Source organism: Desulfoconvexum algidum, from assembly GCF_055382125.1.
In genome coordinates this window covers 1,361,856-1,373,788 of the sequence record NZ_AP042394.1, presented here as the reverse complement: position 1 = coordinate 1,373,788, position 11,933 = coordinate 1,361,856, and the positions used below count along the sequence as shown (strand labels likewise).

Annotated in this window: 13 protein-coding genes; 6 read left to right on the top strand and 7 right to left on the bottom strand. The window is 43.0% G+C overall.

Features of this window, described 5'->3' with window-relative positions:
• The first annotated feature begins 139 nt into the window (after positions 1-139).
• Positions 140-790: a thiamine diphosphokinase gene (locus tag ACZ45G_RS06205; RefSeq protein WP_464176084.1), complete on the top strand. Its 651-nt coding sequence runs from the start codon at positions 140-142 to the stop codon at positions 788-790.
• Between the two features lie 12 nt (positions 791-802).
• Here the strand turns inward: ACZ45G_RS06205 and ACZ45G_RS06200 are convergent, their stop codons facing one another.
• Entirely contained in the window at positions 803-1,666 is an 864-nt protein-coding gene (locus ACZ45G_RS06200) for a flagellar basal body-associated FliL family protein (protein ID WP_464176082.1), read from the bottom strand.
• 161 nt (positions 1,667-1,827) lie between these two features.
• Between ACZ45G_RS06200 and ACZ45G_RS06195 the strand changes: the two genes are divergently transcribed.
• The gene (locus tag ACZ45G_RS06195; RefSeq protein WP_464176079.1) at positions 1,828-2,658 is read left to right on the top strand and encodes a ribonuclease H-like domain-containing protein; all 831 of its coding nucleotides are present in this window, start codon (positions 1,828-1,830) and stop codon (positions 2,656-2,658) included.
• A gap of 60 nt (positions 2,659-2,718) precedes the next feature.
• Here the strand turns inward: ACZ45G_RS06195 and ACZ45G_RS06190 are convergent, their stop codons facing one another.
• Positions 2,719-2,919 carry a hypothetical protein gene (locus ACZ45G_RS06190; RefSeq protein WP_464176077.1) on the bottom strand — a complete coding sequence of 67 codons (201 nt, stop codon included), beginning with the start codon at positions 2,917-2,919 and terminating at the stop codon, positions 2,719-2,721.
• A 400-nt stretch (positions 2,920-3,319) separates the two neighbouring features.
• Between ACZ45G_RS06190 and galE the strand changes: the two genes are divergently transcribed.
• From galE to ACZ45G_RS06175, 3 genes are read left to right on the top strand one after another with little or no spacing between them, the layout of a single operon-like run.
• Positions 3,320-4,348, top strand: coding sequence for a UDP-glucose 4-epimerase GalE (galE, locus tag ACZ45G_RS06185; RefSeq protein WP_464176074.1), 1,029 nt, complete (start codon positions 3,320-3,322; stop codon positions 4,346-4,348).
• Between the two features lie 2 nt (positions 4,349-4,350).
• Positions 4,351-6,000, top strand: coding sequence for a PleD family two-component system response regulator (locus ACZ45G_RS06180; RefSeq protein ID WP_464176072.1), 1,650 nt, complete (start codon positions 4,351-4,353; stop codon positions 5,998-6,000).
• Positions 5,997-6,788: an ATP-grasp domain-containing protein gene (locus ACZ45G_RS06175; protein ID WP_464176069.1), complete on the top strand. Its 792-nt coding sequence runs from the start codon at positions 5,997-5,999 to the stop codon at positions 6,786-6,788. The genes ACZ45G_RS06180 and ACZ45G_RS06175 overlap by 4 nt, the downstream gene beginning before the upstream one ends.
• A gap of 11 nt (positions 6,789-6,799) precedes the next feature.
• On the opposite strand, the gene ACZ45G_RS06170 is transcribed toward ACZ45G_RS06175, so the two are convergent.
• From ACZ45G_RS06170 to ACZ45G_RS06160, 3 genes are all read right to left on the bottom strand, one after another.
• Positions 6,800-7,372, bottom strand: a complete 573-nt coding sequence (locus ACZ45G_RS06170; RefSeq protein ID WP_464176067.1) for a hypothetical protein — start codon at positions 7,370-7,372, stop codon at positions 6,800-6,802.
• A 34-nt stretch (positions 7,373-7,406) separates the two neighbouring features.
• Complete coding sequence (locus ACZ45G_RS06165; protein WP_464176065.1) at positions 7,407-8,261, bottom strand: motility protein A; 855 nt, start codon at positions 8,259-8,261, stop codon at positions 7,407-7,409.
• Positions 8,262-8,351: 90 nt separating this feature from the next.
• Positions 8,352-9,080 carry an OmpA/MotB family protein gene (locus tag ACZ45G_RS06160; RefSeq protein WP_464176062.1) on the bottom strand — a complete coding sequence of 243 codons (729 nt, stop codon included), beginning with the start codon at positions 9,078-9,080 and terminating at the stop codon, positions 8,352-8,354.
• 97 nt (positions 9,081-9,177) lie between these two features.
• Here ACZ45G_RS06160 and ACZ45G_RS06155 point away from each other — a divergent pair, with 97 nt between their 5' ends.
• Positions 9,178-9,306 (top strand): hypothetical protein, encoded by a 129-nt coding sequence (locus tag ACZ45G_RS06155; RefSeq protein ID WP_464176060.1) that lies wholly within the window; start codon positions 9,178-9,180, stop codon positions 9,304-9,306.
• Positions 9,307-9,315: 9 nt separating this feature from the next.
• On the opposite strand, the gene ACZ45G_RS06150 is transcribed toward ACZ45G_RS06155, so the two are convergent.
• Together ACZ45G_RS06150 and ACZ45G_RS06145 are read right to left on the bottom strand one after the other, a co-directional pair.
• Positions 9,316-11,433 carry a hybrid sensor histidine kinase/response regulator gene (locus ACZ45G_RS06150; protein ID WP_464176057.1) on the bottom strand — a complete coding sequence of 706 codons (2,118 nt, stop codon included), beginning with the start codon at positions 11,431-11,433 and terminating at the stop codon, positions 9,316-9,318.
• On the bottom strand, positions 11,434-11,931 hold the full coding sequence (locus ACZ45G_RS06145; protein WP_464176055.1) for a Rab family GTPase: 498 nt from the start codon (positions 11,929-11,931) through the stop codon (positions 11,434-11,436).
• Positions 11,932-11,933 lie beyond the last annotated feature (2 nt).

Sequence of the window (11,933 nt, the reverse complement as noted above, 5' to 3'; positions counted from 1 at the left end):
ATATAAGCTGACAGCCAAAGTGTCAAGACCCAGGTACTTATAACCAAATACTTATAGCCAGATACTTATAGCCAGATACTTACAATACGAACAATAATACCTGTTTCCACCAGAGGATTTTCATGTTAATGAAGACGCTATGAATTGTATCTCCATGAATTGTATCATTGTTGCAAATGGAAACCTGCTGTTCACCCCAAGGATAAAACGTCTGTTAGAAGAAGCGGATTTGATCGTTGCGGCAGACGGCGGAGCAACCCATCTCAAACAAATGGATATCGCCCCCCATGTCATCATCGGGGACATGGATTCAATTCACCCGGATACCAGATGTTTTTTTGAAAAAAAAGGCACGCCCATCATCCTCCACCCTTCCCGGAAAAACCAAACAGACACAGACCTGTGCGTTGAGTTTGCCGTCAAAAAAGGCGCTACCACTGTCACAATGATCGGGGTGACAGGCCATCGGCTTGACCACACCCTGGCCAATATTTTTTTATTGCGCAGGCTTTGCACCCTGGGGGTTGAATCAAGAATAATAGATGCCAACAATGACATCTACCTTGTCACGGATCACCTTAAACTTGAGGGTAAAAAAGGCGACCTTTTATCTGTTCTTCCGGTTTCAGACAAGGTAACGGGGCTGACCCTTACAGGGCTTGAATATCCCCTTGAGGATGCCGCCATTTCCATGGGGTCTTCCCTGGGCATCAGCAATTACTTTAAAAAGAGTTGGGTGACGATATCTGTTTTAACAGGGGTCTTGCTCGTCACAAAATCAAGAGATTAGCCAGCAACCCCTTTAGGCTTTCTCACCTGGTGATTTCTCTTCAGCCTTCTTTTCACCGCCCTCTTCTTCTCCCTCTTTTTTCGGGCTCATGGTATGCTCGATAATAAACTCTTCCACCTTTTCCATGGTGGTCGAAATAATCACATGTTCAATTTCTATATCCTTAATAAAACCTTCCATATAGGGGTTGAGAACATCCACCAATTTTGACTTTTGAAATTTAACCTGGTCAAAATCCTTGACATCTTCATAGACAAGGGAGCTTAAGAAAAGGACGGCCGCTTCCCGGGCTTTGGGATGCAGGGCAGGGATTTGCTGGTCCGGCATTAATTCCTTGAGTACCAAATTCATATTCAAACACAGGTAACGATCCTGGGTATTTGATCGATTTTTATTCAGATTCACGGCCAGGGGTTTCATGGAAATGACGACAGCCGCTTCCGTCACGGCATCACCCGATTTTTGAGATCTTCTTTTTTTCCATTCCGAAACCCGGCCGTTTTCCTCTTTCAACAGCATGATCTGTTCCCCCAGTTCAACAATCTCAAAGAAACTGGTATCATTTTGTTCCCATATTTCTTGGATATCTGATGTCATTACGGTAAAAAGCAGCTGTCCCTCTTCCATATGCCAGGTCCCCTTGGCAGCGCCCTTGGACTTAACAATTTTTGAGGTGGCATCGGCAATCCTGACAGAGGAATCCCAAGTCCCCTTGGGACTGATGACCAAAAGAATATAGGCCCGGTTCCGATATTGGGTCCAGTTGCCCACCACAAGGTCTTCATCACCTTTTTCTCTTTCACCGCAGCCAATAGAAGAAAAGACCATAAACAACACAAGAAAAACACCGGCACTCACATATTGAAATCGGGTCATATCTTTAATCCTGATTTAAAGGGTTTAATACCGTTATTGTACGAACCACCATGGCAAAGAATCAGGGTCAAGTCAAAGGACTTTTTATCCACCCCATTACCCCTGTCATATTTTTACAATTCGGGATATAAAGACGAGAACTTTAACAAGAAGGAAGAATTATGCTCATTAACACATTCAGCCATATCCCGGGCATTGGACCCACAACAGAAAAAAAACTCTGGGATAAGGGTATACGAACCTGGAAAGATGCCCTCCTCCGACCCGCCCAGATTGGCAAAAAATCGTCTGCAATTCAACGGGAGATTCAAATCTCCATTGACCACCTGGAAAATAAAAATGCCCGCTATTTTGAAGATCTTCTTCCCGCAAGCCAGCACTTCCGGCTCTTCCCTGAATTCAGGGATACCTGCGTTTTCCTGGACATAGAAACCACAGGTCTTGAGACAAACTCCACCATTACGACAATTGCCCTGTATGACGGCGTCGCTACCCGCTATTATGTCCAGGGGAAAAACCTTAATGCCTTTCTTAAGGATATTGAGCAATACCAGGTCATTGTCACCTATAATGGTAAAACCTTTGATCTGCCGTTTATTCAAAGGCACTTTAACTGTCAGTTGCCCCATGCCCACATTGATTTAAGATATGTTCTGAAAAGCCTGGGATTCAAGGGGGGGTTAAAAAAATGTGAACGAGCCGTGGGAATCGACCGGCAGGAATTGGATGGGGTGGACGGATATTTTGCCATACTATTGTGGGAAGAATACCAGAAAACCAAGAACCCAAAGGCCCTTGATACACTACTTGCCTACAATATAGAAGATGTTATAAACCTTGAAACCCTTATGGTAAAAGCCTACAACCTTAAAATCAAAGACACCTGCTTTTCAAATTCCCATACCATACCAGAGCTGCCCAAAGCCGAGAATCCGGTAAAACCGGATATGCAGATCATCGAAAAATTAAAATCCGCCTATTATCAATGGTAGGTATAGGAAAGGTGTCCTGAATCTTTTCCAGGACACCTTTCTTTTAAAACGCTCAAGAGATTAGTCGCCGCAGGAACCGCCGGATCCACAACTTCCACATCCAGACTCTCCAAGTTCCATATCGGAATCAAGGCTGAATCCCATTCCGGTAAAGTCGATTTTAATAACCTTGGCTTTTTCCATGAATTCTTTGTCAACAACGAACTTAAGCCCTTTAACATCAAAGGAATCATCTGTATCTTTTGGCTCATCCAGAGCCATGGCAAGTGATGGACCGCCTCAGCCGCCGGAATTAAGAAAAATTCTTACGGGGGTAGGCTCTTTACCCTGGAAATAGTCATCAATCTGCGCTTTCGCAGGATCTGTCAACTCAATCATTTTATACCTCTCCTTAGTTTCTGGTGTTTGATTTTCAGGTCTATCATTCCTGAATGCTCTAAATCTAACCATGGCTTTTCTGCCTGTCAATATCGCAAATGCCTTTTTTCCACTAATTTTATAAAATTTTGTGTAAATGATTACCAAATCCAACCGGGTTATTTTATAAAATAATTAAATTACAACCTGTACAAAAGTATAGAAAAATTATAGAATCTGCCATATATTTTTTTTAAAATGAAAACAAAAAATCCATTACCCTCAAACCATTTAAGGACTGCCAATGAAGATACTTGTGACGGGTGGTGCCGGATATATCGGTAGCCACACCTGTGTGGAGCTGTTAAAGGAAAATTATGATGTTGTGGTATTGGATAATTTTTCCAATTCTTGTGAAGAATCCTTAAACCGGGTTCAAACGATAACCGACAAAACGCTTTCTTTCTACAAGGCGGATCTCCTTGATCCCCCAAGTATAGACCAAGTATTTGAGGACCACAAAATTGATGCCGTCATCCATTTTGCCGGACTGAAGGCTGTGGGAGAATCAGTAAGCATCCCCTTGAAATATTACCACAACAATCTCACCGGCACCTTCAACCTGCTTTTTGCCATGGACAAATACAGGGTAAAAAACCTTGTTTTTTCATCCTCTGCTACCGTGTATGGAGACCCTGCAAGTCTTCCCATCACAGAAAATTTTCCCCTTTCTGCCACCAATCCCTATGGCAGGAGCAAACTTATAATTGAAGAGGTTCTTCAGGATCTCTATAAATCGGATAAGGACTGGAACATCGCCCTTCTCAGATATTTTAATCCTGTGGGCGCCCATGAAAGCGGAGAGATTGGAGAAGATCCACAAGGGTTGCCCAACAATCTTGTGCCCTATATCTCCCAGGTTGCGGTGGGCATTCTTCCCCGGCTAAGGGTCTTTGGTGGGGATTATAACACACTCGACGGAACCGGTGTCAGGGATTATATCCATGTGACGGATCTGGCCCTGGGCCATATCCAGACACTTCCCAAGCTGTTCAGCAATCCAGGGGTGGTCATATACAACCTGGGCACGGGAAACGGATTTTCAGTACTTGAAATGATAAACGGCATTAAAAAAGCCAGTGGACAACCGATTCCCTATGAAATCACAGACAGAAGACCGGGTGATATTGCCGCCTGTTTTGCAGATGCCTCAAAGGCAAAAAAAGAACTGGGATGGGAAGCAAGAAAATCCCTGGATGATATGTGCAAAGATACCTGGAATTGGCAGAAAAAAAATCCCCGGGGGTATCGCGATCACCCCAAGGAAGAATAATCATGGCACCGTATCTTCCTACCCTTCGACAATTTATAAAAACAGGCCAAATTGAACAGGCCATGGAACAGCTTTCGATTCTTTCTTCACGGTTGGACAACGAAAAAAAAGACGTGATTGAAATGCTGGCCCTGGCATCGGATAAAACAGCCCTGTCCCTTCTGAATTTTCTGTTGGGAAAAACCACCCTGGATTCTGAAACCCGGAAGCGGCTCTTTCAACTGACCATGGACAGAGCACACCTGAATTTTGCTTTTACCACTCTCCTTTTAGATCACGGTGACCGGTCACAACTCATCCACTATGTCCCGTTATTTAAACATATTTTATCCAAAGAAACCAATGAAGACCTACTGAACAGGATCATTCGTACTGCAGGAAAATTTAAGATAGACCTCTTGGTTGACGATGTGGCAGAATTCATTTTCTATGACCATATCGCTTTAAAAACCGATGCCATAAAGGCCCTGGAAAGAATCGGCAATACCCGAGCCCGGGAAAGGCTGGAACAAATTGCATTAACCGACAAATGCGACCAGGATGTTCTGGATGCCATTGATGTTTTAAAAATGAATATGCCCGAAGCCCCCCTCGCTGCGATTGCGCCGGATATGGTTGAAGCGCAACAAGCGACGGCTTCCCTTGAAACAAACCTGACACTTTTGACCTCAACTCTCTTGGAGGATAGATATCAGGCGATTGCTTATTTTTCAACCCGTGGACCCCAGGTGGCCGAGGCATTGGCCGGGAGTATAACCGACCTGAACGATCTGGACCATGACCTGGTTATTAACCTGTTAGAACTCACGGCAAGAACCATTCCCCGGGAGGCAATCAACAGCCTTTTCACGCTTATTGCCCACAAAGAAATCGCTGATAACGTCAGATTTGCAGGATATAATGCTCTGGAAGCATTTCCTGAATTGGAATCTGTTGCCAGGAGTATCAAGGGCATATCCGATCCATCCCTGTATGTCAGAATGGCCGCCATAAAGCTTTTGGAACGGCATTGTTCAGACTATATTGTCGCTGAGATAAAAAATAAAATAGAATCCGGTACAAAAACCGTAGAAATGCTGGTTCACTCCATCCTGGATGCCCGGGCGGTCTGTCTCATGGAGGCATTGATGATCTCGGACACCTTTTCTTATATGGCCTCAAATTACCTTGAAAAGAACGCTCCCGTATCCGTAATAACGTCATTTATCAGCATACTTGAACGACGAGGCCTCAAATCAACCGCAAAAAAATATATCCATCTCAGGGATCAAAAAGCAGGAATTAAAAAAGAGGGTTACATCGTCGTCAGCACATCCCGGGCATATCTGGATGTATACGCCAAACTGATTCATACCTGCGGCTATGCAGCCCGGACATTTACCAGCACCCAGGAAGCCTTTGAAGCCATTTTGTTTGAAAAACCCACTGCCATTGTCTGTGATCTATTTTTCAAGGACATGACGGCCATGGGGTTTTCCCGGGAAATCAGGGAGATGTTTACCCCAAAAGAGTTACCCATTATCATATCATCCCTGCAGCAAGGGCTCGCCAAGCCTGAACTTGACCAAGAACTGAAACGATCAAACGTGAATATATTTTGTAGTTTTCCAGCCACAACCAGTCAAATAAAATCCTGGATCACCTCAGCGTGAAAAAAGAGGGGGAACACAAGCCCATTGCCATTGGTGCCCGACTGAAAAAATGCCCGCAAATCCATACCATGGGATTCAAACCCAATTTTTCAAATTACAGCCCCGAGGAGCAAAAGCAGCTTTTTGGGGCTCACAGAATCTATTATCCAACCGCTTTTTATGCAGACCTGTTTAATGCCATGGGAAAAAAAACCTTTCCCAGCTATCATACCTATAAATTTGCCCAGGATAAAATCAAGCAAACAGCCCTGTTTCAGATGCTGGACCTTCCCCATCCCCGCACCAAGGTTTTTTATGGTCCCCGACAAAAAAAATGCATTTTAAAAGAGTTTGATTTACCCTTTATTGCCAAAATCCCCAGGGGGTCTGCCAGGGGCATTGGGGTTTACCTCATCCAAACCTCTGGGGACCTGAACACCTATTTAGACAGAAGAGGGCCAGCCTATATTCAGGAATATCTGCCCATTGACCGGGACATGCGCATCATCGTGATCGGCAGACAAATCGTACTGGGATTTTGGCGCATTGCCGGGAAAGGCAATTTTAAAACCAACCTGTCCCAGGGAGGAAAAATAAATTTTGATCCCCTGCCCAAACAAGCACTGGCCCTGGCGCTTTTAACGGCAGAAAAATGCGGCTGGGATGATGTGGGGATTGATATTATACAATCAGAGAACCGTCTCTATGTGCTGGAAGGAAATATGAAATACGGGACAAAAGGATTCCAAAAGGCAGGTATTGACTATCGAAAACTTCTGTGCAGCCTGATTCTCAACAACCGTGTCTGATCCTCGGCCTGTCAGAGCAGGCCGGCATCTCGTTCATCTTCTTCCCACTCCAAAAGACAGTCCTTTGTTGATGCATATTTTGAATTCCCCAAGGGGGTTAACAATAAATACCCCATCCGTTCAAGATGCGTTTCAAGCAAATTGAAAAAAGCCTTTTCGATATCTATTTTTCCAGGGGGCTCTTTTTGAGAATCCATTGGCCTGCCTGATTTTCCCAGGGTTCTTGCCTCATCCATGACCGAACAGGTGAGATGTCCTTCGGGCACAAAGGCATCGCAAACAACGCGATTCCATTCTTCAGGAAAATGGGTGATCTTCCAGGGACTCAGGCCATCAGGTCTTAAGATATTTTTATTTTTTGGGTTAAAAGGAGATTGAACAAAGGCCATTTTCTTCTGGTCAAACTGCATCAATTCCTTTAACAGCCGCTGGATGTCATTACCAAATATCCATTCTTCCGGTTCCAGCAGAACAGGTGGAAATTCATTGCTGGTGAGGGCATATTTGAAGGGTCCCCTGTCTTTCCAAAATTTAATAAAATCCTTTACATTGGGCAATATCTGTCTAACGCATGTTTCAGGCATGGTCTTACTTTCACTTTATGGTTACAAATAAAAATTACACGTTTTCCCGGACTTCTTCCGATAGATTTAAGCGTTGGCGTATTTTTTCATAGGAGACGAACCGGCCCTTTCTTGCGGATGGCGTTAAAAATGATACCAGTTTACGTTCCATCATTTTGGGGTGAAGATCCTCTGATATGGCGAGCACTCCTTCTAAAACAATTTTTTGAAGAAAAAGTTCCTGGAGGGTTCTTTCCCGTATATTTGCAGCAAAGGGAAGAAAGAAAAAGTTTGCCAGCACGATACCATACAAGGTTGATGTGAGGGCCACGGGGATGGTGGCCATGATGATGGCTGAATCCCCCTGTCCTGCCAGCATTCCAATAAGCCCCACAACACTTCCCACAAGGCCGAAGGATGGGGCGACATCGGCCATGGTTTGAAGGACCCTTCTGGTTTCTTCTCTCCTCATCTTAAAAAAATACATCTCCGAGGTTAAGGATTCTCTAATTTGCTCCTTTGAGAATCCGTCCACCAAAAGCCCCAATGCCTGACGCAGAAAAACAATGGCGGTTTCATCTTCATCATCCTGGAGGGCAAGAAGTCCTTGTACTCTTTTTTTTACAGACAGGTCAACCAGAATTCTGACAATTTCATTGGGGCTCTTGATCGCTCGTCCATAGGAGGTTTTTAATACCTTGAAAAGAATTTCGATTCGGCGCATGTTATAACTGAGAAAGGTTGCCCCCAATGTACCACCAATGATGATCAGAAACCCTGATAAATTCACATAAAGGCCGGTATTGCCGTGGATAAAAAAACCTGCCAGGAAAAGAGATATACAGATGATGATGCCAAAGATATTTTTTTTTGACTGCTTAAAAAAAGAAACCCAATCCGATCTAAACATTTTACGCCTCCCAATTGATTCTTGATCCACTCGTATATTGAAATTATCTATTAATATTATTTGGTAATATTATCCGATAAAATTTTGTGTTTAATATTTTTCCTGGGTTAAAATCAGTTCAACCCGCCGGTTAAGGGCGCGGTTATAATTTGTATCATTTGATCTGACCGGCTGGTGATACGCGTGGCCCGTAATAAAAATCCTGTTCCCGTCAACATTGCATCGTTCTGTTAAATACCGCGCCACCATCACAGCCCGATGGGAAGAAAGTTCCCAGTTGGTGGGATAGATAACTGAATTGCTCGGTGTATCATCCGTGTGGCCGGATACATTTATATAATATTCATTTTCGTTCAGGGCCTTGGCAATCTGGTCCAATTGATACCTTGCCCCCAATTTAAGATCCGCCTTCCCCAGGTCAAATAAAAAATCACCGGCCAGTATAATTTTAAGGGCATTGCCATTCATCAGGTCCGCACTGATGTTCTCATCTATCAACACCTCTTTGATGGCCTGTCGTGTCTGGTCAAAAACATCCAGGGACCTGCCCTGGGTGTTGACATTTATCACCCCGCTTGACCCCTGTTCAGACAAACTGCTTTTACCAGGGCCAAACCCGAATTTAACCTCTTTGTCTCCTGCCTGGTAAAGGTACATGACAGCAAAAAAGATAAACATGGTCATCATTAAATCTGACCATGAAACTGCCCATCTGTTTTTCTGATTTTCTTCCGGACAAGAGAAAATATTGTCCTGAAAATCATCAACCCCATTTGATTCAAAAAAATTTTCTGATCCTTCTTTCTGTGCTGATTCCATTGTTTATATTTCCATAGGGCTACACCCATTAAAATTCAATAGTCTCACTGTAATCGGCTATATTTTTGCTTTCCTTTAATGATCAATTGGAAAACCCATGGAGAGTGACCTGCATTGGAATGAAGATATCCCCATCGGCAAAGATATTGAAAAAGAACCTTTAAATATGAAATTTACAAGATACCTATCAGGGGTATTGCGGGCATTATCTCCAATGGGAATCTAAAATATAGCCTCATTGTTTTTCAAAAACATGTTTAATCGCCCCGGCCAGCGCTTCAATTCCAATGGGTTTCATCAGGTATTGATTGATCCCCATTGTTTTTAATGAACTTGAATCGATATCATCGCTGTATCCAGAGCAAAGAATAATGGGGATATCCGGCTTGATTTTAAAAATTTTTTCAGCAAGGGTCTTCCCCGTCATTTTCGGCATGATCATGTCGGTTATAACCAGATCAAAATTGCCTTGTTCTTCTATAAAAATATCATAGGCTTTTATGCTGTCATTACTTGTTACCACTCGATATCCCAATGGTGTCAGAAGCTGTTCAGCCAGATCAGTTTGAAAAATTTCATCATCGACAAACAAGATTCGTTCATTGTTACCCTTAACGATGGATTCCTTTTCGAACATAGGTTTATTGGGTGCACCAAATAAAGGAAGGTATATTGTAAATTCACTCCCTTTCCCCAATTGGCTGTTTATGGCAATATGGCCGTTAAATTTTCTGATGATGCCATGAACAACCGAAAGTCCTAGCCCTGTACCCTTGTCTTTCTCTTTTGTTGTAAAATAAGGATCAAAAATTTTCTCAATCACATCCGGCCGGATACCGCAGCCTGTATCCGAAATTTTCAGCATAACATATTGGCCAGGGGATAATTCAGGATTAGCATCATGGTCTTCTTGTTTAATATCAATGTCTCTCAGATTTACCCCCAGGGTGCCCCCATTTTCCTTCATGGCATGCCAGGCATTGGTACATAAATTCATAATAACCTGGTGTATCTGAGTATGATCCGCCAGAATATGGGAATTACTTTGCAACTCTTTTTTTATATCAATGGATGCAGGAAGCGACGCCCTTAAAAGATGAAGAACTTCGGTAACAATCAATCGCAATTTCAAGGGTCTTTTCTCATATTCGGTTTGATGGCTGAAAGTTAAAATCTGCATAACCAACTCCTTTGCTCGGTTGGATGCATTAAGGATTTTCTCAAGTCTTGATTTTATCTTTGACCCCTCGTCCACTTCATAAAGGGACAATTCAGTAAACCCCATGATGGCGGCCAATATATTATTAAAATCATGGGCAATGCCGCCTGCCAGTGTTCCTATGGCTTCCATTTTTTGGGATTGACGCAATTGATGGAAGACTTCCTCACGCTCTCGTTCAACTTTTTTCCGTTCTTTTAATTCATTTGCAAGTCGCAGATTTGCTTCTTCCAAATCTGCGGTCCTTTCTTTAACCCGCACTTCTAGTTCATCATTCATGCTCTTAAGTTTCCGGTCAGACCGTTGAAGGTCATGATAATGTAAAGCCAGGTCTCTTCCTTTCTGGATAATAAATTGTCTCTCAGTTGGATGACATTCATCCTGGGCAATGATGATCAGTTTCCTTCCATGGATATCAAGTGCGGTTGACTCAAATAAAAGTTCCTGGTCTGTATGATCTTTTTCGATCCATGCCCCTGATTTTAGCGGGCTATGATTTTTTGCCCAGTGGGATTTTGCTTCTTGGATAAAGTTCCCTAAAAAACTGAAGCCATCTTCCTCATAGGTCTGTCCCAAAAGCATTTGATTTGACTGGGGAATATGATCAATCCATAGAGGAGGGATACCCACTAGGGTAAAACCACCCTGACAGTTCATTTCCAAAACAGCTATATTTAATGCCTGGAAAAGGTCTTCAAAAAATGGTTCATTTTTTTCTCGGGTATTGTTTTCCAGAGGGTGAACCTGGTTTTTCTGCTGCTCGATTAAGAGGCTCAATTCATTGCATTTTTGCTGGGTTTCTGTCAAATAAGCTTCTTTTTTTGTTGCATCCCAGACAATCAGACCATACCCCTTGTCAATTTCAAAAAGGAGTGCATCCACACACAGGTCAAAGGGCATTTTTATGCAGGAAAATTCCATGACATCTTCAGTCAAGGGTAAAATGCCTTCCATGAAAAGGACCACCTGTGCGATGTGGCTTTCCTTTCCAGGAGTTGGCATATTTAATGCCCTAAGATCCCCCCCCCATTGAAGTAATCTGCCAAGATCATCTGTAATGAAATAGGCAAGGCTACTATCCTTGAACACCTGAAAACATATTTTTTCCAATATCTTTGCTGTGGAATCCGACATTTATTCTTCCATCATTTTTTTTGTTAATAATTGAAACATCTGTTCAACTTTAGTCCCTGTTTTTGCACTGGCTTCTATCACAATGACCCCCTGATCATGGAGCTCACCTAAAATCAAGGGGTCTATCTCCCATTGGTCCTTTAAGTCCGATTTGTTAATCACAAGGATAAAGGGGAAATAGCCCATTGTTTTTTCCACAATCCCCTTTAAATTCAGTGCCGTTGCCAAGGTTGATCCCCGGGTTCCATCCACCACATATATACAGCCGGAGGCTCCCTTGAGATAGGAAAGCCGGACATGCTGAAAATCATCTTCTCCGTGGAGATCCCATATAATGAGATCAATAAGGGCATCTGAGATTTTCACCTGTGTTTTCTCTATTTTCACGCCAACGGTTGTGTGATACTTATCTGAAAATATGCTGTTGACATATCGCTGGACAAGGCTGGTTTTACCCGCAGCAAATGCACCCAGCATGCATACCTTTTTTTTTATCATAA

Excerpts from the sequence above, each read along its gene's own strand:
- ACZ45G_RS06145 (WP_464176055.1), bottom strand. The coding sequence starts at position 11,931 with ATGATAAAAAAAAAGGTATGCATGCTGGGTGCATTTGCTGCGGGTAAA.
- ACZ45G_RS06160 (WP_464176062.1), bottom strand. The coding sequence starts at position 9,080 with ATGGAATCAGCACAGAAAGAAGGATCAGAAAATTTTTTTGAATCAAAT.
- ACZ45G_RS06155 (WP_464176060.1), top strand. The coding sequence starts at position 9,178 with ATGGAGAGTGACCTGCATTGGAATGAAGATATCCCCATCGGCAAAGAT.
- ACZ45G_RS06190 (WP_464176077.1), bottom strand. The coding sequence starts at position 2,919 with ATGGCTCTGGATGAGCCAAAAGATACAGATGATTCCTTTGATGTTAAA.
- ACZ45G_RS06205 (WP_464176084.1), top strand. The coding sequence starts at position 140 with ATGAATTGTATCTCCATGAATTGTATCATTGTTGCAAATGGAAACCTG.
- ACZ45G_RS06200 (WP_464176082.1), bottom strand. The coding sequence starts at position 1,666 with ATGACCCGATTTCAATATGTGAGTGCCGGTGTTTTTCTTGTGTTGTTT.
- ACZ45G_RS06150 (WP_464176057.1), bottom strand. The coding sequence starts at position 11,433 with ATGTCGGATTCCACAGCAAAGATATTGGAAAAAATATGTTTTCAGGTG.
- ACZ45G_RS06165 (WP_464176065.1), bottom strand. The coding sequence starts at position 8,261 with ATGTTTAGATCGGATTGGGTTTCTTTTTTTAAGCAGTCAAAAAAAAAT.
- ACZ45G_RS06170 (WP_464176067.1), bottom strand. The coding sequence starts at position 7,372 with ATGCCTGAAACATGCGTTAGACAGATATTGCCCAATGTAAAGGATTTT.
- ACZ45G_RS06195 (WP_464176079.1), top strand. The coding sequence starts at position 1,828 with ATGCTCATTAACACATTCAGCCATATCCCGGGCATTGGACCCACAACA.
- ACZ45G_RS06180 (WP_464176072.1), top strand. The coding sequence starts at position 4,351 with ATGGCACCGTATCTTCCTACCCTTCGACAATTTATAAAAACAGGCCAA.
- galE (WP_464176074.1), top strand. The coding sequence starts at position 3,320 with ATGAAGATACTTGTGACGGGTGGTGCCGGATATATCGGTAGCCACACC.